The sequence below is a fragment of the Sphingobium sp. C100 genome (assembly GCF_000508185.1).
Classification (GTDB): Bacteria; Pseudomonadota; Alphaproteobacteria; order Sphingomonadales; family Sphingomonadaceae; genus Sphingobium.
Map to the genome: position 1 here is coordinate 13,103 of NZ_AYOY01000068.1, position 22,049 is coordinate 35,151.

At 64.5% G+C, this 22,049-nt stretch carries 23 protein-coding genes; 7 read left to right on the top strand and 16 right to left on the bottom strand.

Features of this window, described 5'->3' with window-relative positions:
- Positions 1–2,556: 2,556 nt before the first annotated feature.
- Positions 2,557–3,657, top strand: coding sequence for a translocation/assembly module TamB domain-containing protein (locus C100_RS49430; protein WP_442800309.1), 1,101 nt, complete (start codon positions 2,557–2,559; stop codon positions 3,655–3,657).
- 94 nt (positions 3,658–3,751) lie between these two features.
- Here C100_RS49430 and C100_RS30700 read toward each other — a convergent pair whose 3' ends face one another.
- The 4 genes from C100_RS30700 to aspS form a co-directional block, all read right to left on the bottom strand.
- The gene (locus C100_RS30700; protein WP_024018872.1) at positions 3,752–3,937 is read right to left on the bottom strand and encodes a hypothetical protein; all 186 of its coding nucleotides are present in this window, start codon (positions 3,935–3,937) and stop codon (positions 3,752–3,754) included.
- A 68-nt stretch (positions 3,938–4,005) separates the two neighbouring features.
- Entirely contained in the window at positions 4,006–5,334 is a 1,329-nt protein-coding gene (locus C100_RS30705) for a methyl-accepting chemotaxis protein (RefSeq protein ID WP_024018873.1), read from the bottom strand.
- Between the two features lie 77 nt (positions 5,335–5,411).
- Positions 5,412–6,206 (bottom strand): polyphosphate kinase 2 family protein, encoded by a 795-nt coding sequence (locus tag C100_RS30710; protein WP_024018874.1) that lies wholly within the window; start codon positions 6,204–6,206, stop codon positions 5,412–5,414.
- A 102-nt stretch (positions 6,207–6,308) separates the two neighbouring features.
- Positions 6,309–8,093, bottom strand: a complete 1,785-nt coding sequence (gene aspS, locus C100_RS30715) for an aspartate--tRNA ligase (protein WP_024018875.1) — start codon at positions 8,091–8,093, stop codon at positions 6,309–6,311.
- A gap of 128 nt (positions 8,094–8,221) precedes the next feature.
- Between aspS and rnd the strand changes: the two genes are divergently transcribed.
- Genes rnd through C100_RS30730 form a run of 3 tightly spaced genes read left to right on the top strand, consistent with a single transcriptional unit; the run spans position 8,222 to position 10,148 of the window.
- Positions 8,222–9,388: a ribonuclease D gene (rnd, locus tag C100_RS30720; protein ID WP_031308825.1), complete on the top strand. Its 1,167-nt coding sequence runs from the start codon at positions 8,222–8,224 to the stop codon at positions 9,386–9,388.
- A 46-nt stretch (positions 9,389–9,434) separates the two neighbouring features.
- Positions 9,435–9,725 carry an I78 family peptidase inhibitor gene (locus tag C100_RS30725; protein ID WP_024018877.1) on the top strand — a complete coding sequence of 97 codons (291 nt, stop codon included), beginning with the start codon at positions 9,435–9,437 and terminating at the stop codon, positions 9,723–9,725.
- 33 nt (positions 9,726–9,758) lie between these two features.
- Entirely contained in the window at positions 9,759–10,148 is a 390-nt protein-coding gene (locus C100_RS30730) for a YybH family protein (RefSeq protein WP_024018878.1), read from the top strand.
- A 17-nt stretch (positions 10,149–10,165) separates the two neighbouring features.
- On the opposite strand, the gene C100_RS30735 is transcribed toward C100_RS30730, so the two are convergent.
- Positions 10,166–10,867 (bottom strand): hypothetical protein, encoded by a 702-nt coding sequence (locus C100_RS30735; protein WP_024018879.1) that lies wholly within the window; start codon positions 10,865–10,867, stop codon positions 10,166–10,168.
- Between the two features lie 147 nt (positions 10,868–11,014).
- Positions 11,015–11,401, bottom strand: a complete 387-nt coding sequence (locus tag C100_RS30740) for a PH domain-containing protein (RefSeq protein WP_024018880.1) — start codon at positions 11,399–11,401, stop codon at positions 11,015–11,017.
- 130 nt (positions 11,402–11,531) lie between these two features.
- On the opposite strand from C100_RS30740, the gene C100_RS30745 reads away from it, so the two are divergent.
- Positions 11,532–12,077: a hypothetical protein gene (locus C100_RS30745; protein ID WP_024018881.1), complete on the top strand. Its 546-nt coding sequence runs from the start codon at positions 11,532–11,534 to the stop codon at positions 12,075–12,077.
- Between the two features lie 51 nt (positions 12,078–12,128).
- A complete protein-coding gene (locus C100_RS30750) occupies positions 12,129–12,659 on the top strand; it encodes a hypothetical protein (RefSeq protein ID WP_235219028.1) in 531 nt (176 codons plus the stop codon).
- 67 nt (positions 12,660–12,726) lie between these two features.
- On the opposite strand, the gene C100_RS30755 is transcribed toward C100_RS30750, so the two are convergent.
- Both C100_RS30755 and lepA read right to left on the bottom strand, forming a co-directional pair.
- The gene (locus C100_RS30755) at positions 12,727–13,080 is read right to left on the bottom strand and encodes a hypothetical protein (protein WP_024018883.1); all 354 of its coding nucleotides are present in this window, start codon (positions 13,078–13,080) and stop codon (positions 12,727–12,729) included.
- A 128-nt stretch (positions 13,081–13,208) separates the two neighbouring features.
- Complete coding sequence (lepA, locus tag C100_RS30760) at positions 13,209–15,014, bottom strand: translation elongation factor 4 (RefSeq protein WP_031308830.1); 1,806 nt, start codon at positions 15,012–15,014, stop codon at positions 13,209–13,211.
- Positions 15,015–15,179: 165 nt separating this feature from the next.
- Between lepA and C100_RS30765 the strand changes: the two genes are divergently transcribed.
- The gene (locus tag C100_RS30765) at positions 15,180–15,992 is read left to right on the top strand and encodes a CsgG/HfaB family protein (RefSeq protein ID WP_024018885.1); all 813 of its coding nucleotides are present in this window, start codon (positions 15,180–15,182) and stop codon (positions 15,990–15,992) included.
- Positions 15,993–16,044: 52 nt separating this feature from the next.
- Here C100_RS30765 and C100_RS30770 read toward each other — a convergent pair whose 3' ends face one another.
- The 8 genes from C100_RS30770 to rplR all read right to left on the bottom strand — a co-directional run bounded on the left by C100_RS30770 (position 16,045) and on the right by rplR (position 22,048).
- Entirely contained in the window at positions 16,045–17,049 is a 1,005-nt protein-coding gene (locus tag C100_RS30770) for an acyltransferase family protein (protein WP_152536414.1), read from the bottom strand.
- A gap of 178 nt (positions 17,050–17,227) precedes the next feature.
- Positions 17,228–17,767, bottom strand: a complete 540-nt coding sequence (locus C100_RS30775; protein ID WP_024018887.1) for an SRPBCC family protein — start codon at positions 17,765–17,767, stop codon at positions 17,228–17,230.
- Positions 17,768–17,799: 32 nt separating this feature from the next.
- The gene (locus tag C100_RS30780; protein WP_031308831.1) at positions 17,800–18,456 is read right to left on the bottom strand and encodes an adenylate kinase; all 657 of its coding nucleotides are present in this window, start codon (positions 18,454–18,456) and stop codon (positions 17,800–17,802) included.
- Positions 18,457–18,505: 49 nt separating this feature from the next.
- Positions 18,506–19,870 carry a preprotein translocase subunit SecY gene (gene secY / locus C100_RS30785; protein ID WP_024018889.1) on the bottom strand — a complete coding sequence of 455 codons (1,365 nt, stop codon included), beginning with the start codon at positions 19,868–19,870 and terminating at the stop codon, positions 18,506–18,508.
- A gap of 288 nt (positions 19,871–20,158) precedes the next feature.
- Entirely contained in the window at positions 20,159–20,692 is a 534-nt protein-coding gene (gene rplO / locus C100_RS30790) for a 50S ribosomal protein L15 (RefSeq protein ID WP_031308832.1), read from the bottom strand.
- An 83-nt stretch (positions 20,693–20,775) separates the two neighbouring features.
- On the bottom strand, positions 20,776–20,955 hold the full coding sequence (gene rpmD, locus C100_RS30795) for a 50S ribosomal protein L30 (protein WP_024018891.1): 180 nt from the start codon (positions 20,953–20,955) through the stop codon (positions 20,776–20,778).
- Positions 20,956–20,960: 5 nt separating this feature from the next.
- On the bottom strand, positions 20,961–21,692 hold the full coding sequence (rpsE, locus tag C100_RS30800) for a 30S ribosomal protein S5 (RefSeq protein ID WP_024018892.1): 732 nt from the start codon (positions 21,690–21,692) through the stop codon (positions 20,961–20,963).
- Between the two features lie 2 nt (positions 21,693–21,694).
- Positions 21,695–22,048, bottom strand: a complete 354-nt coding sequence (gene rplR / locus C100_RS30805) for a 50S ribosomal protein L18 (protein ID WP_024018893.1) — start codon at positions 22,046–22,048, stop codon at positions 21,695–21,697.
- Position 22,049: the final 1 nt, after the last annotated feature.

Sequence of the window (22,049 nt, forward strand, 5' to 3'; positions counted from 1 at the left end):
TCCGACGGCCGCGCGCAACTGTCGGCCAGCGCCATTGTCGATAGCGGCGACCGGTTGCAGGCCAAGCTCGATGCCGTGCCATCGCAGAACCGTCTTGCCATGAGCGGCACGCTGACAGCGCCCAAGGGCGGCGTCATCGCCGCCATGTCGGGCCTGACCGACGGCATGACCGCGACGCTCGACGGCAAGGGCACATGGCAGGCCTGGGATGGCCGGATCGTTGCGACCTCGCCCAAGGGCGAACTGGCGAACATCGCGCTCGCCGCGCGCGACGGCAATTTCACGGCGAAGGGACCGGTTCGCCCCGGCCTGGTCTTCGCCGGCCCGGTCGACCGGCTGACCGCGCCGCAACTGGACGTCGATCTGTTCGCGGGTCTCAACGAACGGCGCGTGAACCTGAAGGGCACGCTGCGTTCGCCTGCCATGTCGGCCGATGCGCAGGGCCTGATCGACCTGGGCAAGAGCCAGTTCAGTGCGCTGCGCATCAACGCCGCATTGCTCACCCCCGGCGCGATCATGGAGAATGTGAAGGGTCGCGATGTGCGCGCCTCCGTCATCCTCGACGGGCCGATGGCGACCCCGTTCGTCGATTATGACATCAGCGCCAAATATCTGGCCTTCGACGCTACCGGCATCGAAAATCTGAAGGCCAGCGGCCGCGCCGTGATCGATGCCGACCGCATCCGCATTCCCGTCAATGCGACGGCGACGCGCGTCACCGGCCTCAATGCCGCAGCTGGCGGGCTGCTTCAGAATCTGCGCGTGAAGGGCGACTTCGCCTATGCCGCGGGCAAGCTCATCAGCGACAATCTCAAGATCGACAGCGACAAGATCGACGCCACCGCGATTGTGCTGGCCGATCTCGACAACGCCATCTATCGCGGCGCGCTCAAGGGCAGGGTCAATGATTACAAGATCGACGGCGTCGGCATCGTCAACCTCAATACCGATATAGAGTTGATCCCCGGTCCCAAAGGCGGCTTTGGTCTTGGCGGACGCTTCGGCGTGCGGACCTCGCGTTGGGAAAATGCCTCGGTGCGCGATTTCCTGGGCGGCAATGCGGTCATGTCCGGCCGGATCGGCATGACGCCGGAGGGCAAGTTCACCCTCGCCGGGCTGAAAGGCGCCGCGCCCAATTTCACCATCCAGTCCGGCTCGGGCAGCTACGACACGGACGGGCAGGTCGCCTTCGACGCGACCGCATCGTCGAAACAATATGGTCCGCTCGCGCTGACCGTGCGCGGCACGGTGGACCAGCCGCGCGCCGTGCTGCGCGCCGCCCGACCCAATGTCGGCGTGCAACTGACCGATGTCGTCGCCAAGCTGAATGGCGAGGCGGCGGGATATCGGCTCGAAGCGACCGGCGGGTCGCCCTATGGCCCCTTCTTCGCCAATGTCCTGATCCGCACCGCGCAAGGCCCGCTCACCATCGACGTGACCAAGGCGCGTTTCGCCGGTGTCGATATGAACGGCCGCATCCAGCAAAGCGCCGCCGGCCCCTTCACCGGCAATCTTGGGCTGAACGGCTCCGGCATCACGGGCGACGTGCGCCTTGCCGCCGTGGGCAAGGCGCAGGGCGTTGATGTCAACGCGACCGCCAGCAACGCCAGGCTGCCGGGCGATGCGGAAATCGTGATCGGCCGGGCGATCGTCACCGCTTCCATGGTCCTGACCGATCAGCCACAGGTGAAGGCCGACGTCCAGATCGGCAATGCCGCCTATGGCGACTATGTGGTGCGCAAGGCGCGCGCGAAGCTCGATTATCAGGGCGGACGCGGACGCGCCCAGCTGGTCGCCGATGGTTCCAGCGGGGTGCCCTTCTCGGTCGCGGTCAACGCCGCGCTGCGCCCCGACCTCTATGCCGTCGCGGTGCAGGGCAAGGCCGCCAATATCGACTTCCGGCTCGCCAAACCCGCGATCATCCGCAGCGAACCGGGTGGCTATCGCCTCGAACCGGCCACGCTCGTCATGCCGCAGGGCAAGGTCGATCTCGCCGGACGCTTCGGCGACACCACCGCGATGCAGGCCCGGTTCAAGGATTTCGACCTCGCCATCGCCAATATGGCCGCGCCCGGCCTCGGCATCAGCGGCAAGGCGACCGGCACGCTGGACTATAGCCAGCAGGGCAGCGCCTTCCCCACGGCAACCACCCGCCTCGCCATCAGCGACTTCCGCCGTTCCAGCCTGAGCGCGGTCTCCAACCCTGTGTCGATGAATGTGGAAGGCAAGCTTTCGTCAGCCGGCGGCGATCTGCGCGGCCTGATCCGCCGGGGTAACAACACGCTCGGCCGGTTCACCGCCACGCTCGCGCCGCCGGGCGCCGGGGCGAGCTGGTCCGAACAACTGCAGAATGCGCCGCTGGGCGGCGGCATCCGCTATGCAGGGCCGGCCGATGTTCTCTTCTCCTTTGCCGGGCTCGCCGATCAGCAGCTGACCGGCGGCCTCGCCGTTGCCGCCGATTTCAGCGGACAGCTCAGCAATCCCCGCCTCAACGGCGTGGTGCGGGCCAACGCGCTGACTTATGAAAATGAAACCTTCGGCACCCGCGTCACCCAGATGAAGCTCGACGGGCGCTTTACCAACGACCATCTCGAAATCCGCGACTTTTCGGGGCGCGCCGGCGATGGCACGGTGCAGGCATCGGGCGATGTCGGTCTGGCGGCGGACAGCGGCTTTCCCATGAGCATCGCGATCAAGCTCGACCGCGCCCGCCTCGCCCGCAGTGAAGCGATCACCAGCGTCGTCAGCGGCACGCTCAACATCACCAACAGCGCGCAGGCCGGCGGCCTCATCAAGGGCGACCTGCGCCTGCCCGAAACCCGCTACCGCGTCGCCTGGCAGGGCGGCACCGACATCCGCCAGCTGACCGGCGTCCGCCGCAAGGGCGAGGGGACGGACCTGCTCGACCAGCGCATTGCGGAGCGCAAGGCGGCGGCCGCGCCCAAACCCTGGAAGCTCGACATCCGGGTGCGCGCCGACAACGAGATCTATGTGACCGGCATGGGGCTGGATTCCGAATGGAAGACCAACATGCGCGTCACCGGCACCGCCACCGATCCGCGCGTCGTGGGCGAAGTGGAAGCGATTCGCGGCCGCTACAGCTTCTCGGGCCATCAGTTCGACCTGGAACAGGGGCTGATCAGCTTTAACGGGCCGATGATGAACCCGACGCTACAGATCAAGGCGCAAACGCGGATCGACACCGTCACCGCCGGCATTCAGGTGACCGGCAGCGCGCAGCAGCCCGACATCGCCTTCATTTCGACGCCCACCCTGCCGCAGGACGAAATCCTGGCTCGCATCCTGTTCGGCGACAATGTCGCCAATCTGTCGGCCACCCAGGCGATCCAGCTCGCCGCAGCGCTCAACGGGCTGCGCGGCGGCAGTGGCGGGCTCAATCCGATGGGCAAGTTGCAGGGCGCGACCGGCCTCGACCGGATCGGCATCGTCGGCGGCGACGAGGCGACCGGGCGCAGCACCAGCCTCGCGGTCGGGCAGCATATCTCCAACAATATCTATGTGGAGGTCATCACAGACTCGAAGGGCTTCACCGCCACGCAGCTGGAAATCGCCCTGTCAAAGACGCTCAGCCTCTTGTCGAAGACCGGCACCAATGCGGGATCGTCCGCCAACCTGCGCTATTCGAAGGATTATTGACGCGCGGCGCGGGTAGAGCCACCGACGGCGACGCGCGAAACGCGCCGCCCTCACCGGGAAGGGGGCGGCGCGTCTCGTCCACCACGGCTATTTCCTATTCGTGCGGGCGTAGCGCCTGGTTGAGGCTGTCGAGCACGGCGTCGATCGGTTCGGTCACCGTGACGCTGCGGCCTTCGCCAAAGCGGATGCGGGTGCCGTCGCTGACCTGCGACACGAAAGTGACCTGCGCGGGGTTGACCGCCGTCTGGGTGCGATCAGTGCCGACGAACATCACGAGCATGGCGTCCTCTCCTTCTTCTTGTGGAGCGACAGCCTAGCCGGATTTGCGGTCCGCGCCAGTGGCTTTGATCAGGCCGCGCGAATGGCGGCGATGAAGCCGCCCGCGCGCGCTTCCAGCCGGTGCGCCTCCTCGGCCAGCCGCCCCGCCACGTCGCGCATCATGCGCGCATCCTGCGCACGGCCAGAGGCATTGTCGCTGATCTGCCGGGCGCCGTTGCGGATATGGTCGCTGGACGTTCCCGCCTCGGCCACGCTTTCGGCAATGGTCCGGCTGAACGCGCCGTGCCGCGCGACGGCATCGAACACCGCCGCCGACAACCGGTCGGCGCGCATCATCGTCGCATCCATATGCGCGTAGCCGGCCGCCACCTCGCCGATCGCCACGCGGATATGATCGATCCGCCCTGCAATTTCAGCCGCCGCACCGCGGGTCTGGGTCGCAAGCGACTGGACCTCGCGCGCCACCACGGCAAAGCCTTCGCCCGCCGCCCCTGCCCGCGCCGCCTCGATACTGGCGTTGAGCGCCAACATGCTGGTCGCGCGCGCGATCGTGTCGATCAGGGCGACGACCGCACCGACGCTATCCGCTTCACGGGCAAGCGCTTCGCTTTGCGCCGCGCCCGACCGGCTGCGCGCCGCGGCCTCGCGAATCGCTTCGCCCGCATCGCCCGCCTCAATCTCCATCGTGGTGAAAAGCTGCCCCAACTCCAACCCGCCCGCCGCGACGCCGGTCAGGCGATCGGCGGTCTGGGTCGCGGCCACCGCCATCGCCGCCGCATCAGCGCCGTCGAGCGACGCCCGTTCGGTCGCTTCGCCAGCCAGCGTCGCCAGTTGGTCCGCCATCGCCACCAGATCGGTGATCAGCCGTTCGACATCGCGGCGGAAGCCGGCGCTTTCCTGCGTGATCTTCTCCACCCGCTCCGCCCGGGCGAGCGCCACGCGGGCGTCGCGCTCGGCCGTCATGCGCAGCAATAGCGGTCCGCCCAGCACACCGGCATAGACGCCTCCATCCGTGACGATCAGCCCCTCGCACCCCGCCCCCTGCGCGGCATAGAGATCGACCAGCGCCTCGATCGCCGTGGTCCGCTCCGCACTGGCGCAGGGCCGCACATGATCGTCCAGGCGTCCGCCAAAACTCGGATTGCGCAGCAACGCATGGCCGAAGGGATTGAACAGGATGCGGCGCATGTCCCGCTCATAGATGGCGCCGACCGGCCGCCCGGCTGCATCGAGCACCGGCAACAGCCGCAGGGCCGAATCATGCTGGAAGCAATCGACCGCTTCGCTGAGCGGCCGGCCCAGACGAATGGCCGGCGCGCTGTTCGCCAGATGCAGGTCGACAGGCGCCGGCGACAGGGGCGAGGATGGCGGGGCGAAGGGCAGCACGGCGGCAGTCATGTCCCCTCGTTAGGGCGCAATGGTAAACGCCGGGTTAGACGCAGATGACACTTATATGACAAACGCTTGTTTTTGCGTCATTTCCCGGCAGCGATCGGCTTATAGTTAAAGGCATCTCGCGCCAATTTCACGACATCGGGGTCCGCCGCTGGAAAATCCAGCGGCACCAGCTTTTCCAGGCGATCGGCAACATAGGTGAGCGCCGCGATCCGCCCGGCCTTGCGATTATTATTATCGATCACCTGCCAGGGCGCCTGTTTCGTGTCCGTTTCCTTGAACATGTCGTGCATCGCATCGAGATAATCCGCCCGCCGCGCCCGGTTGCGATAATCATCCGCGCCGGTCTTCCACCGCTTCCACGGCGTGTCGAGCCGCTGGGCGAGTTGTTCGTCCTGCGTCTGCTGGGTGATGTGGACGAACAGCTTGACCATATTGGTGCCTGCGTCGATCTGCTGCCGCTCGAAAGCGTTGATCTCGTCATAGGCGCGCTTCCAGTCCGCCTTGGCGCAAAAGCCCTCGACCCGTTCCACCAGCACCCGGCCATACCAGCTGCGGTCGAAGATCGCGATATTGTGGCCGGCCGGCAATTTCGTCCAGAACCGCCAGAGATAATGATGGTCCCGCTCCTCCTGGCTGGGTGCGGCGATGGGATGGACCTGATAATAGCGCGGGTCCCAATCGGCGGTCATCCGTTTGATGATGCCGCCCTTGCCCGCCGCGTCCCATCCTTCCAGCAGAATGACGCTGCGGCGATTATGGACGATATGCGCGACCTGGATCTTGGCCAGCCGTTCCTGGAGGGCGGCAAGATCGGCGTCATAATCGCCCTTATATTTCGCGCCGGTTTCGTAGTCGGATAGGTTTATGGTCATTCCACTTCCGTTCGGTTCGAGCGTGTCGAGACCATTCTCGATACGCCTTCTGAGCTTTGCTCGAAAGCTATTCGAACCGAACGGGGGTGAGAAGGAGGAAGGTCAAGCCTTGGCTTGCGGCTCCACGACCCGGACATGCAGTTCGCGCAACTGCTTGAACTCGGCCGCGCTGGGCGCGCCCATCAGCAAGTCCTCGGCACGCTGGTTCATCGGGAAGAGCGTGATTTCCCGCAGATTCTGCGCGCCGCATAGCAGCATCACGATGCGATCGACGCCGGCCGCCATGCCGCCATGGGGCGGCGCGCCATATTGGAACGCGCGATAGAGGCCGCCGAACCGCTCCTCGACATCCGCCTGGCTCAGGCCGACCAGTTCGAACGCCTTGACCATCAATTCCGGCGACTGGTTACGGATCGAGCCCGACGCGATCTCATAGCCGTTGCAGACCATGTCATATTGATAGGCGTTGATCGTCAGCGGGTCTTGATTGTTCAGCGCGTCCAACCCGCCCTGGGGCATGGAAAAAGGATTATGCGCGAAATCGACCGACTTGGTATCCTCGTCATATTCGTAGAATGGGAAGTCGACGATCCAGCACAGGTCGAACCGGTCCTTGTCGATCAGGTCGAGCGTCTCGCCCACGCGGATACGGGCCAGACCGGCGAGCTTTGCCGCCTGGCTTTCCTTGCCCGCCGCGAAGAACACGCCGTCATTGGCGCCCAGGCCCAACGCCGCGATCAACTTCGCCGTCGCTTCCTCGCCATGGTTTTTGGCGATCGGACCGCCGGGCACGCCATCCTTGATATTGATATAGCCAAGGCCCGAATAGCCTTCGCCCCGCGCCCAATTGTTCATCTCGTCGAAGAATTTGCGGCTGCCCGCGCCCGCGCCAGGCGCCGGGATCGCGCGGATCACATTGCCGCTCTCCACCAGCGAGGCGAAGATGCCGAAACCGCTGCCATGGAAATGTTCGGTCACATCGACAATCTCGATCGGATTGCGCAGGTCCGGCTTGTCGCTGCCATATTTCAGCATCGCCTCGGCGTGCGGGATGCGCGGGAAGCTGCCTGCCGGGGTCACCGGCTTGCCGTCGGCGAACGCCTCGAACACTTGCGCGATGACCGGCTCCATCGTGTTCCACACATCTTCCTGCGTGACGAAGCTCATTTCGAGGTCGAGCTGGTAGAATTCACCGGGCAGCCGGTCGGCGCGCGGGTCTTCGTCGCGGAAGCAGGGGGCGATCTGGAAATAACGGTCGAAGCCCGCGACCATCAGCAATTGCTTATATTGCTGCGGCGCCTGCGGCAGGGCGTAGAATTTGCCGGGATGGATGCGGCTGGGCACCAGGAAGTCGCGCGCGCCTTCGGGCGAGGACGCGGTCAGGATCGGGGTCGAATATTCGGTGAAGCCCGCCCCTTCCATGCGGCGGCGCATGTCGGAGATGATCTTGGTGCGCTTGACGATATTGCCATGCAGAGTCTCGCGCCGCAGGTCGAGGAAACGGTAGCGCAGGCGAATATCCTCGGGATAATCCTGTTCCCCCGCGACCGGCAGCGGCAGGTCGGCGGCGGCGGAGAGCAACAGCGCGTCCAGCGCGCGAATCTCGATCTCGCCGGTCGGCAGGTTCGGGTTCACCGCTTCGGCCGCGCGGGCGACGACCTGGCCCGTTATCGTCACGACGCTTTCGGCGCGCAGCCCCTCGATCACCTGGAACACCGGCCCGTCGACCTCGGTCACGATCTGGACCATGCCATAATGGTCGCGCAGGTCGATGAAGACCAGGTCGCCATGGTCGCGCTTGCGATGCACCCAGCCGGACACGCGGACCTCATTGCCGACATCGGCGATGGTCAGGGCGCCGCAAGTATGGGTGCGATAGGCGTGCATGGCGTTTTGATCTTTCAGATTCGTTTTACGGAAATGACAAATTGTTGCGGCCCGGCTATGGGCTTGCCTTGTCGACTATCGACCAGCCCGCCGGACGCGGGCCAGCCCATAATAAGATCGAAGACCATATGCAAATTCATCCGCTGATTACCGACAGCAAGACCCTGGCCGATTTCTGCGCCCGCATCGCGAAATCCCCCTATATCGCCATCGACACCGAATTCATGCGGGAAAACAGCTATTGGCCCGAACTCTGCCTGGTGCAGGTGGCCGACCCTCATGAAGCCGCCGCGATCGACCCCAAGGCGTCGGGCATCGACCTGACCCCGCTGCTCGACCTGATGGTCGACAATGAAGACGTGCTCAAGGTCTTCCATGCCGGCGGCCAGGACATAGAGATTGTCCATAATTTGACCGGCAAGACGCCGCATCCGATGTTCGACACCCAGATCGCGGCGATGGCATTGGGGCTGGGCGAGCAGATCGGCTATGGCAATCTGGTCGACGCCTGGATGGGCGTGCAGCTCGACAAGGGCGCGCGCTTCACCGACTGGGCGCGCCGCCCGCTCGACAAGCGACAGATCGACTATGCGATCGGCGACGTCACCTATCTGATCCAGATTTTCCCCAAGATGCTGGAGGATCTGCGCAAGACCGGACGCGGCGACTGGCTCGACCAGGAAATGGAGCGGATCAGCGATCCTTCCAACTATGAAAATGACCCGCAACAGGCCTGGAAGCGCGTCCGCATCGCCAGCCGCAAGGCCGATGTGCTGGGCCGGCTCAAGGCGCTGGCCGCCTGGCGCGAGATCGAGGCGCAGGACAAGAATCTGCCGCGCGGCCGCATCGTCAAGGATGAGACGCTGGCCGACATCGCCAGCCACCCGCCGCGCAGCCAGGAAGATCTGGGCAAGGTGCGTGGCCTGTCCGCCACCTGGCGCACCAACGACATCGGCGCGCGGCTGATGAATGCGATCAAGGCGGCCGAGCCGCTCGATCGCGATGAAATGCCCGAGCGCGATCCCAAGCGCCCCGGCCTGGGCAAGGATGGCGCGCTGGTCGCCGACCTGCTCAAGCTGCTGCTCAAGATCCGCTCGCGCGACATCGACGTGGCGGCGCGGCTGATCGCGCGCACCGATGACATCGACGCGCTGGCGGCCGGCGTGCGCGAAGGGCTGTCGATCCTGGAGGGCTGGCGCTATGAACAATTCGGCCGCGATGCGGTCGATCTGGTCGAAGGACGCCTGGCCTTCGCCGTCAAGGGCGGCCGGCTGAAGATGACGCGGACGGAATAACGGTAGGAACAAGGGAGAAAACCCGGTGCGGACAGCAGCTTTTGGCATGATGGCGGCGTTGGCCGCCCTTCCCCTCGCCGCTTGCGCGGGCGCGAACGGGCCAGGCCCCGCCACGCCGCCGCCCGCTGCCGGGGGACCGTGCAGCAATGACGGGCTCGATGCTTTCGTCGGGCGGAAGGCGAGCGCGGAGCTGGGCGCGCAACTGCTCCAGGCGTCGGGCGCGAAGACCCTGCGCTGGGGCGGCCCCGGCATGGCGATGACCATGGATTTCCGCCCCGACCGCCTGACCGTCAGTTATGACGAACAGATGGTCGTCACTGCGGCGCGCTGCGGCTGAGGCCGGGCCGTCGTCCATAGGAACGCCACCGTCATGACCGCCGCCGCCGACCTTGCCATCCGCATGGCCCGCGCGACCTTCAACCGCGCACTGGCCGAGGGCGACCTCAAGGCCATCGAACCGCTGCTGGCGCGCGACGCGGTCCTCGTCACCGGGTCCGACAGCGCGGTGATCGCCGGGCGCAAGGCGCAGTTGCTGGCGTGGAAGCGCGAATTCGCCTCGTCCGACCGGCTGGTCTACCGCCGCAGCCCCGACAGCGTCATCATCTCTCCGGTCGAACCGATCGCGCTGGAACATGGCGAATGGCAGGGCATCGCCGCAGATACCGGCCGGATGCTCGCGGCGGGACGCTACACCGCCAAATGGCGGGACATCGGCGGCACCTGGATCATCGAGGCGGAACTTTACCTCACCCTCGCCTGACCCCTCGCCTGAGCGCGCTACAGTTCCAGCCCGATCAGCGTCCCGCTGCCGATCCGGTCGATATGGCGCTTGCCGTCAATTTCCAGCCAGTCGGGCGTCACCTCCAGCCGTCGCCCGCGGATGGTCGTGCGCAGATGCTCCACGGCAATCCGGTTGCGCCCCACGATCCGCAGCACACACAGCCCATCGCCCCGCGCCGCCATCATCGAATAGCGGTCGCCCCGCAGCAGGAAGTGCCACCCCCCGTCGCTCGGCTTCCATTCATTACCGTCGATGATCTGCATCGCCTCGCCATCGGGGGTGCCCAACCGCACGCTGATCCGCGTCGCCCCATTGGTGCGACGCGGCGGCGCGAAGATCAGGATCGGCTCCCCGTCCAGCGTGAACGGGATAGGCGTGTCGCGCAGCAACCGCGCGCCCCCGACAATGAGTTGCGGCAACTCCGCCGAAAAGGGCAACCGGTCGCGCGCGAAATGACGCTGGCGCACCACCGGATTGGCATGAAAGCTGTGCACCTGGGTCGCGGTCAGCCGTCCTTCTTCCACCAGTCCATGGCAGGTCGGGCACAACAGGGTCGCCCCCGGCCCGTCGGGCAGCCCCAGATAGCGATAGATGGTCACGCCGCACCGCACGCAGGCAAAGCCGCAGGCGTGGCGGATATCCGCGCGCTGTTCGGCCGTCAGATCCGATAAGGACGGCATCACTCGCAAACCCACCATGGCGACACCCCTTAGCAGCCCCGTCCGCCCCTTTGCGAACAGGTGATCCTGACATGGCGTCCTCTTGCGATACGGGGCTCTGACGGCCCGATGGTCCCGCTATCGTTGAAATAAATGAGCCCAAGTCAAGGGGCTGGGCGAAATAGTCTATCTCTGCGGCAACAGATCGACGTCGCGCGCGGCCGCGATCGCGCGGATACGGTCGGGGCGCGGCATGTTCTTGATCGCGATCTCGGCATAGTCGCCCGCGCTGAACAGTTCGATATGGCCGACACCGAAAATGCGCTGGCCCAGCGTCTGGGTGATGCGCACCGACCGGATGCTCGACAGCGCGATCTCGGTCCGCTGCCGCGACAGCAGCCCTCGCTCCATCATCACCTCGCGCTCGGACAACATCAGCCGCTCGCCCTTGCACCGCAGCCACCATATGCCGATCGCCAGGATACCGACGACCGACACCAGCAACAGGATGAACAGCAGAGGGTGCGCGCGGAACATCGCGGGATGCTCGTCATACAGCCAGGTTTCGCTCATGCCGCCTCCCGCGTGTCTTGCTGGCCTTTGACCATTGTCGCCATCCGCCGTCAAGCGGTACGCGCCGGCGGTGGTTAACCGGAAATTTGCAAAAAGCTGACAGAATATGAGGTGAAGGTCGAGGTCGAGCATGGCGCGCAATCTCTATGATGTGGGTGATCGCTGCCCGGAACGCACCGGCAGTTGGTTGAATGAGAAGGAGGAACGCCGCTCGCGCGTCATGCCGCTGGGCGGGCTGCTGCTCGCCCTGCTGGTGGGCGTCGTCGGGCTTTTGCTCCTTTCCCGCATCGTCCCGGCATCAGGATCGAACCCCGCGGTCGCCGCTACGCGCATCGACCAGGACTTCGACGCCTGCGACGATCCGCAGGGCGCCGCCTGCGTCGTCGATGCCGACCATTATGCCTGGCGCGGCCGGCTCTATCGCGTGGCCGACATGCGCGCGCCTAGCCTGTCCCGTCCCGCCTGCCCCGCCGAGGCCGCGGCCGCCGCGCGCGGTCGCGCGGCATTGCGGGCGATGATGAACGGCGGCGGCTTCGACGCCCTTCCCGACCCGTCCGGTCCCGACGCATCCGCCCGCCTGCTGATGCGCGACGGCGTGTCGTTGGGACAACTCATGGTCCTCAAGGGCCATGCCCGCCCCTGGTCGGACAAGCGGCCGGACTGGTGCGCGGGTTGAACTGCAAAAAACGCTGTCCTACAACTAACCATATAGGTTATTGCGCGCGGCATGACCCAGCGCTCCCTCATGCGCGCCAAGCCGCGCTCCTCGCTGCCGGCCTTCACGCCGGTGCCCCGTCGCTACCGCCATGACGGCTGGACGCCCGAACGCCAGCGCGCCTTCATTGAAGCGCTGGCCGACACCGGATCGGTGCGCGAAGCCGCCGCGCGCGTCGGCATGGCGAACGAGGGCGCCTATCAGCTTCGCCGCGCCAAGGGCGCCGAGGGCTTCGCCAGCGCGTGGCTCGCCGCGCTGGATCATGGCGTCGCCCGACTGGAGGATGTGGCGCTCGATCGCGCGCTCAACGGCGTCGAAGTGCCGGTGTACAGCTATGGCAAGCTGGTCGGCACCCGCCGCGTCTACAATGATCGCCTCATCATGTTCCTGCTGCGCAACCGTGCGGCCGACCGCTTCACGCCCCACCCCTCCACTTCGCCCAATGAAGAAGCGAAGGACAAAATCCAAGAACTCGAAGACAGATTGGGGGCGGCGCACGCCTTGCTCGAAATCCGGCGCCGCCGCGCTTTGGCGGGGGACTGAACATCTAGCGCGCAAGCGCGCGGCTTTAACGACCCCAGGAAAGCGATGAGAGGTCCGCAAATGCGCTCTACCTCAGCCGCTCCCGCACCGCAGTCAGAACCTCGCCCGCCAGCCGCGCATAATCGGCGCAATCCCGCTGCATCGCCGCGCCGCTGGCCGCGTCGCGCCATTGCCCGAAACAATGGCGGTTCTGCGCCGCGCGCATCTGGCGCAGCCGGGCGCGGCCTTCGGCCGCCAACCCCAATTGCGGCCCGGTGCGCCGCCACGCCTCGGCCGCGCTGAAGATGCGGCGACCCGGATGTATGCCGGGGTCACGGCCCGCGTGCGCACCCAGCCGGTCGATCCGCGCCGCCTCGACGATCAGGTCGGTCAGGAACAGGTCCAGTTCGCGCAGGCCGTTGCCGATCAGCTTGGCCGACATGACGCCGCGTCGCCGCGCCGCGCCATCGGGGCACAGCGCCAGCGACAGGCCGTTGGACAGGAAGGCGGCGGCGCGCTCGATGCGGGCGACCTGATCGGCGAGAGCCGTGCAGTGGTCGCCCGGCGGGGTCAGCTTTCGTCACCCATGCGCAGCGCGGCGATGAAGGCTTCCTGCGGAATCTGCACGCTGCCATATTCGCGCATCCGCTTCTTGCCCTCCTTCTGCTTGTCGAGCAGCTTCTTCTTGCGGCTGATGTCGCCGCCATAGCATTTGGCGGTCACATCCTTGCGCATCGCCGCGATCGTCTCGCGCGCGATCACCTTGCCGCCGATCGCCGCCTGGATCGGGATCTTGAACAGATGGCGGGGGATCAGATCCTTCAACCGTTCGCACATATGGCGTCCGCGCGCTTCGGCGGCGCTGCGGTGGACGATCATGCTGAGCGCGTCGACCGGCTCGTTGTTGACCAGGATGCTCATCTTGACCAGGTCGCCCTCGCGCGTGCCGATCTGGTGATAGTCGAAGCTGGCATAGCCGCGGCTGATGCTCTTGAGCCGGTCGTAAAAGTCGAACACCACTTCGTTGAGCGGCAGTTCATAGGTCACCTGCGCGCGACCGCCGACATAGGTCAAATTCTTCTGAATGCCGCGCCGGTCCTGGCACAGCTTCAGGATGCTGCCCAGATATTCGTCCGGGCAATAGATCACCGCCTCGATCCACGGCTCCTCGATCATCTCGATATGGTTGGGATCGGGCATGTCGGCGGGGTTGTGCAGGTGCAGGATCGACCCGTCGCGCATATGCATGTCATAGACCACGGACGGGGCGGTGGTGATCAGGTCCAGGTCATATTCGCGGGTCAGCCGCTCCTGGATGATCTCCAGATGGAGCAGGCCCAGGAAGCCGCAGCGAAAGCCGAAGCCCAGCGCCGCCGACGTTTCCATCTCGAAGCTGAAGCTGGCATCGTTGAGGCGCAGCTTGCTGATCGAATCGCGCAATTTCTCGAAATCATTGGCGTCCACCGGGAACAGGCCGCAAAACACCACCGACTGGACTTCCTTGAAGCCCGGCAGCGCCTTGGTCGCGCCATTCTTGACCGTGGTGATGGTATCGCCGACGCGGGTCTGGCTGATATCCTTGATCTGCGCGGTGATGAATCCGATTTCACCCGCCGCCAGTTCCGGCAGCGCTTCGATCTTGGGGCGCATACACCCGACCCGGTCGATCAGATGTTCGGTGCCGCCGATCATGAACTTGATCGACTGCCCCTTGCGGATGACGCCGTTGACGACGCGGACCAGGATGACGACGCCCAGATAAGGATCATACCAGCTATCGACCAGCATCGCTTCCAGCGGCGCGTCGCGAGCCCCCTTGGGCGGCGGGATCTTGGTGACGATGGCTTCCAATATGTCGTCGATGCCGATGCCGGACTTGGCGCTGGCCAGCACCGCTTCGGACGCATCCAGACCGATCACTTCCTCGATTTCGGCGCGGACCTTTTCCGGTTCGGCGGCGGGCAGGTCGATCTTGTTGAGCACGGGCACGATCTCATGATCATGCTCGATCGACTGATAGACATTGGCCAAGGTCTGCGCTTCCACGCCCTGCGCCGCGTCCACGACCAGCAGCGCGCCTTCGCACGCGGCCAGGCTGCGCGACACTTCATAGGCGAAGTCGACATGCCCCGGCGTGTCCATCAGGTTCAGCTCATAGGTCTCGCCATTTTTGGCGACATAGTCCAGGCGCACCGTCTGCGCCTTGATGGTGATCCCGCGCTCCTTCTCAATGTCCATGTTATCAAGGACTTGCGCGCTCATCTCGCGATCGGTCAAGCCGCCGGTGCGCTGGATCAGCCGGTCGGCGAGGGTCGATTTGCCATGGTCGATATGCGCGATGATCGAGAAGTTACGGATATGGGACAGATCGGTCATCGGCGCCCGATAGCAGCGATTCTGCGCGCTGTCAGCACACCGCGACATGGGGCACGCCATTGGTGGTCAAGTCGCGCCCGCTATGCTAAGGTCAAAGCGCCTTTGTCGGGTCGCGCCATAATCAAAAACGGCTGTATATTACCGCAACAAAGGGAATTTGGGGCAATGCTGAAGACAGTTACCGCGCTGATCACATCGGCGGCACTGATGGCGACGCCGACCGTGGCGGCCGCACAGACGAGCACGAGTTCGTCTGGCAAAACCTATAAGGACGGCACCACCAAGGGCGCCTCTTCCGGCCGCCGGTCGCAGGAAAAGGGCACACGCGAAATCCCGCACTGCACCCGTATGCTGGGCACGGTCGCGATCGTCGAACCCGACAATCAGTGGTGGCGCGAACTCAATCTGGGTAGCCCCGAAGCGATCCTGAAGGTCTTCGTGCAACAGTCGGGCTGTTTCCGCATGGTTAATCGCGGCCGCGCCATGGCCAGTCGCGCGATGGAGCGTGCGATGGCTGATTCGGGTGAACTGCAGGCCGGGTCGAATTTGGGTCGGGGTCAGGTAAAGGCGGCAGATTATTATCTGGAGCCGGACATCGTCTCGTCCAACCGCAATTCGGGCGGTGGCGGCATCGGTGGCGCCCTCGGCGGGTTGATGGGGGGCTTTGGCGGCGCGATCGTCGGCGGCCTCAACATCAAGAAGAAGGAAGCCAATGTCACCCTGTCGATCGTCAACGCCCGCACGACCGAGGAAGAGGCGTTGACCGAAGGCTATGCGCGCAAGACGGACATTGGATTCGGCGGCGGCGGCGGCGGCGGCTGGTGGGGCGGTTTCGCTGCGGCCGGCGGTGGCGGCTATCAGAATACCGAGATCGGGCAGGTCATCGTCCTCGCCTATCTTGACGCCTATACCAAGCTGGTGACGCAATTGGGCGGCCTGCCAGACAATGCCGCAGCAGCAGCGCCGGTCGCGCAATAGGCTTCTGGCAAAAGGCATTGAAAGGCGCGATCGCGAGGCGGTCGCGCCTTTTTCACGTCTGGCTTGGTGTGGCACCAGGGAGCACGGCGCCCGCACCGCGTCGCCGTTTCCAGCGAGCAAGAATGGCTTCTCCGGCCGGACGCTCCACCAGGCGGTTGATCGCCGTGCCCAACAGTAACGCCACGGTGAAGGCGGCTGCGAAACCGATCCAGGGGCTATATCCAGCCTTGGCCAGTTCCAGCATGATGACAAAGCCGACATGCTGATGGATCAGATAGAAGGAATAGCTGATACCACCGAGCCACACGAGTGGCCGCAGGCTGAGGAAACGCAGGTGGCCATGGATCAGAGCCACGAAAGCCGCGAGGAGAATACAGCCGACCAAGGTGACATCCCATGTCTCCATCGTCGCGATCGAGAGCAGTGCAAGAAGCGCGTAAGGCGCTTGCTGCCGCAGGCTTCGCTCCCCCCGCCACACCCGGTAGGCGAGCATACCGATGACGAAGAAGGGCGTGTAGCGCAACACCAACAACATGATGATCCGCTCTGGCATGTCCGGCCAGGCCCAATAGAGCCATCGCACCATCAACCAACAGGCCAGCACGGGTTCCAACCGCCGGATGCCAACGAATTTCCAGATTGCGATCATGCAGAAATAGAAAGCAATCTCCACCGTCAGCGTCCAATAGGCGCCGTCCACCTCGGGCAGAAAGGCGAAACCCTGCAACATGGTGAAATTGGCGAGGATCGCGACCGGGCCGACCAGCAACTGTGTCGCCTGAGCGAGATATTCGACCGACAACGTCAGCAGCATCGCCACCAGATAGGCGGGATAGAGCCGGGCGAAGCGGTTCACGACAAAATCGGCCACCGTACCGATACGGTCCAGGGTGAAGAAAATCGCGAAGCCGGAGATGGTGAAGAAGAGCAGCACCCGATAATTGCCGCCAGGAAAGCTGAACGGCACATGCGCTGCTTGCGGAAACAGTTCATGAAAGCGCGTGGAATAATGGAAAATCAGCACACACAACGCGCCAATGCCGCGCAATGCATCCAATTCCGTCAAGCGGCCACGGGAGAGCGGCGTTCCAACCACGGATCTTCATAGCAATACCGCAGCAATAAATCCGCCACTAACATGGTTAACGATCAATCGTAACAGTGCCTTTTTTGCTCTTTTCTTGCCAAATCGAGACAGAAAACGCTTCGCATGTGGGCACGAGGCGGTGCGGGCGTCACGGCGTCGCCGATTCGGCTGCCTTTTTGAGGGCCGCCAGTTGCTCGGCCAGCACCTGATCGACCAGAGGCGCCATCTCTGCCGACCCGCCGCGCACATAACCTCCCACGACGTAGGTCAGGGTGACCTTGGTCCCCTGTCCCGCCGGCGCCAGAACGAAGTCGAGCGTCGCTGCCACACCTTCGGTCTGGAGCGGTCCCAGCGCGCCCGACAGGCGCAATAGCCTGCCCGGCTGGGCATAGATCACCCGTGCATGCTCGACCGTTCCTTCCGGTCCCGTCTTTGCGGGGATCATTTCGCAGAAGCAGCCGCCTGCCCGTGGATCGATGGTCATGTTCGCCGCATTGCCGCTATAGCTGTGACTGTCGTTCCACCAGAGGCCGGGTTTCACCAACAGCGCATAGATGGCGCCCGGTGCCGCCGCGATCTCGACGCTGCTCTCGGTCGCGAAGCCGATTTCGCTCGTAGCCGTAACAGCAGAATGGGCCGGCGCGGCGATCGCCACACCAGCCCATATGAATAGCTTGGAAATACGCATCTTCGCCTCCCCTGAACGAGAGGCAGAATAGCTCAGGCCGAGCCACCGTCCAAGATGGCGGCGATCGCCACCGTCACTTCGTTCATCTCGGACATGCCATCAACGCGCGAAACGATGCCGCGGGCTTCATAGATCGGCAGGATCGGCGCGGTCTTGGCGCGATATTCGGCCATGCGCGTGCGCACCGTTGCCTCATTGTCGTCGGGGCGGCGCTTGAAATCATGCCCATGGCATTTATCGCACTCACCCTCGACCTTGGGCTGCTTGAACTTGTCATGATAACCCGCGCCGCAGGTTGCGCAGGTGAAACGACCGGTGATGCGCTCGACCAGCGCGTCCTCGTCCACTTCCAGCTCGATCACATGGTCGAGCGTGCGATCACGCTCCGACAGGATGATGTCGAGCGAATGAGCCTGCGCCTCGGTCCGCGGATAGCCATCGAAGATCACCCCGGTTTCGAGCGGCAGCGCATCGAGCGCCTCGCCGATGATGCCCGACACGATCTCGTCGGACACCAACTCCCCCGCTTCCATCACCGCCTTGGCCTTGAGGCCAATCGGCGTACCCGCCTTCACCGCGGCGCGCAGCATGTCGCCTGTCGACAGCTGCACCATGCCGCGGCTTTCTACCAAAAGCGTCGCCTGAGTGCCCTTGCCGGCCCCCGGCGGGCCAAGCAGAATGATGTTCATCGCGCGCATACTCCCCTGTTTGTGCGCTGTTTAGAGTGTCAAGCGCCCCTCAGCGTAGACGACCCTTGAGCTTCGCCTTCTTGATCAGATCCCCATATTGATGGGCGAGCAGATGGCTCTGAATCTGGGTCACGGTGTCGACCGTAACATTAACGACGATCAACAGGCTAGTCCCACCAAGGTAGAAGGGAATTCCCGCCCGGGCGATGGCGAATTCCGGCACCAGACAGATGAAAGCCAGATAGGCCGCGCCGATAACGGTGATGCGCGTCAGCACATAATCCAGATAATGTTCGGTATTCTTGCCCGGTCGAATGCCCGGGATGAAGCCGCCATTGCGCTTGAGATTGTCGGCCGTCTCTTCCGGATTGAAAACCACGGCGGTGTAGAAGAAGCAGAAGAAGACGATGCCGAGGCCATAGAGCAGCATATAGACCGGACTGCCGTGCGACAGATACTGGTTCAGCGTCAGCACGAAATCGCCCAGCCGGCTCTCGCCCGCGACCGTCTGGCCGGCGAACTGCGAAATGGTGAGCGGCATCAGCAGCAGCGAGCTGGCGAAGATCGGCGGAATGACGCCGGCGGTGTTGACCTTGAGCGGCAGATGGCTGCGATCAGCCTGCATCAATCCCTGACGGGTCTGCCGTTTGGGATACTGGATCAGGACGCGGCGTTGTGCGCGTTCCATAAAGCAGATGAGCAGGATGAGCCCGAGCGCCAGCACGACGACCAGCAGGATGAGGAGGCCGGAGATCGAGCCTTCCCGGCCCGACTTGAACAGGTTGCCGAGTGTGACCGGCAACTGGGCGACGATGCCCGCCATGATGATGAGCGACACGCCATTGCCGATGCCGCGCGAGGTGATCTGTTCACCCAGCCACATCAGGAACATGGTGCCGCCGATCAGCGAGACCACCGCCGTCAGGCGGAACAACATGCCGGGATCGACCACGGCCTGCACGCCGGACTGGGCGCCGAAGCTTTCCAGGCCAGCCGCGATGAAATAGCCCTGCACCGCCGTCAGACCGACCGTCCCGTAGCGGGTATATTGGTTCAGCTTCTTACGCCCGCTTTCCCCTTCCTTCTTGATCGCCGCCAGCTGGGGCGAGAGGGAAGAGCCAAGCTGCACCACGATCGACGCGGTGATATAAGGCATGACGCCCAGCGCAATCAGGCTCATGCGCGACAGCGAACCACCCGAGAAGGTGTTGAAGATGTCGAGGATGCCGCCGTTGGTCTGCGCATAGAGCGTCGACAGCGCGGTCGGATCGACGCCCGGCAGCGGCACGAAGCTCAGGAAACGGAAGACGATCAGCGCGCCGAGCGTGAACCACAGGCGCTTCTTGAGGTCGGTCGCCTGGCTGAATTTCGCGAGGCTGAGATTGGATGCGAGCTGGTCGGCTCTCGATGCCATGGTGGCTGCCCTTCAAATCACTCTTGCCCGGATGGAAGTTCCGAGCCGGAATCGCTTCCCCCTTAACGGGGGCTTGGGGCGCTGTCGAACCGGGATTTGCCGCCTGGGCTTCAACTTGACCGATGAGCCAAGCTCAATCCCGCTTTTCGGCCTCCGTGATTTCCGAGCCGGGAGATATCCCCTTTCGCTCGACATCGCGCGGAGCGACAAACAGCGTCCCCGATACACATGACCCCGCCGACCCATATCGGGCAGCGGGGTCACGCTTGCAAGACTTGTAAGACCAGATCAGGCCTTCGCTGCGGCCTTCTTGGCGGCGAGGGTGGTGCCCTTCTTCGCCTTGGCCTTGTCAGCCGCGGGAACGACCTCGATCACGTCGACCTTGCCGCCGGTCTTCTCGACCGCTTCGGTCGCGCCCTTCGACACGCCGGCGACCAGGAAGCTGACCTTGGCGGTCAGTTCGCCCTTGGCGAGCAGACGGACGCCGTCCTTGCCGCCACGGGCAAGGTTGGCCGCCTTCAGCGCGGCATGGTCGATGGTCGCGTTGGCGTCCAGCTTGCCGGCATCGATCGCCTTCTGCACTTCACCCAGGTTTACGATCGCGTAATCCTTGGCGAAGATGTTGTTGAAGCCACGCTTCGGCAGACGCATGTGAAGCGGCATCTGGCCACCTTCGAAGCCATTGATGCTGACGCCCGAACGCGCCTTCGCACCCTTTTGGCCGCGACCGGCGGTCTTGCCCTTGCCCGAGCCGATACCACGGCCCACACGCATCCGGCCCTTGCGGCTGCCGGCATTGTCGTTGAGTTCGTTCAGTTTCATAATTTGCACTCGCTTTCGCTTTTGTCGCGCTGGAACTTGCCGAAGCTCACACGAGTGAAGCCTGGCAAGTTCATAAAAAAGGCTTAGCCTTCAACCACTTCCACCATGTGGGGGAGCTTGGCAATGGCACCGCGGACTTCCGCGGTATCCTGCAGTTCCACCACGCGGTGCATCTTGCCGAGGCCCAGGCCGATCAGAATCTTCTTCTGGGCTTCGGGCCGGCGGATCGGCGAACCGATCTGCTTGATCTTGATGGTCGCCATGTCAGTTACTCCGCAATCGCTTCGGCGTCGGCCTGCGCGACGTCAGCAGCAGCACCACCGCGACGCAGAAGGTCGGCGACCTTCTTGCCGCGACGCTGCGCCACCGACTTGGGGCTGGTCTGTTCGCCCAGCGCCGCGAAGGTCGCACGGATCATGTTATAGGGGTTCGACGTGCCGTTCGACTTGGTCACGACGTCAGCGACGCCGAGGCTTTCGAACACGGCGCGCATCGGACCGCCGGCGATGATGCCCGTACCGGCCGGAGCCGAACGCACGGTCACCTTGCCCGCACCGAAATGGCCCAGGCCATCATGATGCAGCGTGCGGCCTTCCTTCAGCGGAACGCGAACCATCGCCTTTTTGGCGGCGGCCGTCGCCTTGCTGATGGCTTCAGGCACTTCGCGCGCCTTGCCATGGCCAAAGCCCGCGCGACCCTTGCCGTCGCCGACAACGACCAGAGCAGCAAAGCCGAAGCGCTTACCACCCTTGACGGTCTTCGAGACGCGGTTGATGTGCACCAGCTTCTCGATCAGTTCTTCGCCCTGATCTTCGTCGCGGTTGCCACCACGGCGGTCATCGCGACGGCCACGGCCGCCCCGATCGCCACGATTGCGGTCGCCGCCGCCGCGGTTGCCACGGCCACGGCCGGGACCACGAGCTTCGGTCGGTGCGGTTTCGGCACCTTCGACAGCGGCCGGTGCGCCCGGCTGGGCCTGGATTTCGTTTTCGTCAGCCATGATCAGAACTCCAGCCCGCCTTCGCGGGCGGCATCGGCCAGCGCCTTGACGCGGCCATGGAACAGGAAGCCACCACGATCGAACACGACGCGGGTGACGCCGGCAGCGGTCGCCGCAGCGGCGACGCGCTTGCCGACATCCGCAGCGGCTGCGGCGGTGGCACCGGCCTGACCGCGCACATCCTTGTCCAGGGTCGACGCGGCGGCCAGGGTCTTGCCCTGCGCATCGTCAATGACCTGGGCGTAGATGTGACGGCCCGAACGGTGGATGCTCAGGCGGGGCTTGTGGCCCGAAACCGCCTTGAGCGCCGTGCGAACGCGGCGACGACGCCGCGCGAAGAGGGAAAGCTTTGCCATC

Bases quoted from the DNA above. Each gene is read 5' to 3' on its own strand.
- C100_RS49430 (WP_442800309.1), top strand. From the start codon at position 2,557: ATGAAGCTCGACGGGCGCTTTACCAACGACCATCTCGAAATCCGCGAC.
- C100_RS30700 (WP_024018872.1), bottom strand. From the start codon at position 3,937: ATGCTCGTGATGTTCGTCGGCACTGATCGCACCCAGACGGCGGTCAAC.
- C100_RS30705 (WP_024018873.1), bottom strand. From the start codon at position 5,334: ATGACTGCCGCCGTGCTGCCCTTCGCCCCGCCATCCTCGCCCCTGTCG.
- C100_RS30710 (WP_024018874.1), bottom strand. From the start codon at position 6,206: ATGACCATAAACCTATCCGACTACGAAACCGGCGCGAAATATAAGGGC.
- aspS (WP_024018875.1), bottom strand. From the start codon at position 8,093: ATGCACGCCTATCGCACCCATACTTGCGGCGCCCTGACCATCGCCGAT.
- rnd (WP_031308825.1), top strand. From the start codon at position 8,222: ATGCAAATTCATCCGCTGATTACCGACAGCAAGACCCTGGCCGATTTC.
- C100_RS30725 (WP_024018877.1), top strand. From the start codon at position 9,435: ATGATGGCGGCGTTGGCCGCCCTTCCCCTCGCCGCTTGCGCGGGCGCG.
- C100_RS30730 (WP_024018878.1), top strand. From the start codon at position 9,759: ATGACCGCCGCCGCCGACCTTGCCATCCGCATGGCCCGCGCGACCTTC.
- C100_RS30735 (WP_024018879.1), bottom strand. From the start codon at position 10,867: ATGGTGGGTTTGCGAGTGATGCCGTCCTTATCGGATCTGACGGCCGAA.
- C100_RS30740 (WP_024018880.1), bottom strand. From the start codon at position 11,401: ATGAGCGAAACCTGGCTGTATGACGAGCATCCCGCGATGTTCCGCGCG.
- C100_RS30745 (WP_024018881.1), top strand. From the start codon at position 11,532: ATGGCGCGCAATCTCTATGATGTGGGTGATCGCTGCCCGGAACGCACC.
- C100_RS30750 (WP_235219028.1), top strand. From the start codon at position 12,129: ATGACCCAGCGCTCCCTCATGCGCGCCAAGCCGCGCTCCTCGCTGCCG.
- C100_RS30755 (WP_024018883.1), bottom strand. From the start codon at position 13,080: ATGTCGGCCAAGCTGATCGGCAACGGCCTGCGCGAACTGGACCTGTTC.
- lepA (WP_031308830.1), bottom strand. From the start codon at position 15,014: ATGACCGATCTGTCCCATATCCGTAACTTCTCGATCATCGCGCATATC.
- C100_RS30765 (WP_024018885.1), top strand. From the start codon at position 15,180: ATGCTGAAGACAGTTACCGCGCTGATCACATCGGCGGCACTGATGGCG.
- C100_RS30775 (WP_024018887.1), bottom strand. From the start codon at position 17,767: ATGCGTATTTCCAAGCTATTCATATGGGCTGGTGTGGCGATCGCCGCG.
- C100_RS30780 (WP_031308831.1), bottom strand. From the start codon at position 18,456: ATGAACATCATTCTGCTTGGCCCGCCGGGGGCCGGCAAGGGCACTCAG.
- secY (WP_024018889.1), bottom strand. From the start codon at position 19,870: ATGGCATCGAGAGCCGACCAGCTCGCATCCAATCTCAGCCTCGCGAAA.
- rplO (WP_031308832.1), bottom strand. From the start codon at position 20,692: ATGAAACTGAACGAACTCAACGACAATGCCGGCAGCCGCAAGGGCCGG.
- rpmD (WP_024018891.1), bottom strand. From the start codon at position 20,955: ATGGCGACCATCAAGATCAAGCAGATCGGTTCGCCGATCCGCCGGCCC.
- rpsE (WP_024018892.1), bottom strand. From the start codon at position 21,692: ATGGCTGACGAAAACGAAATCCAGGCCCAGCCGGGCGCACCGGCCGCT.
- rplR (WP_024018893.1), bottom strand. From the start codon at position 22,048: ATGGCAAAGCTTTCCCTCTTCGCGCGGCGTCGTCGCCGCGTTCGCACG.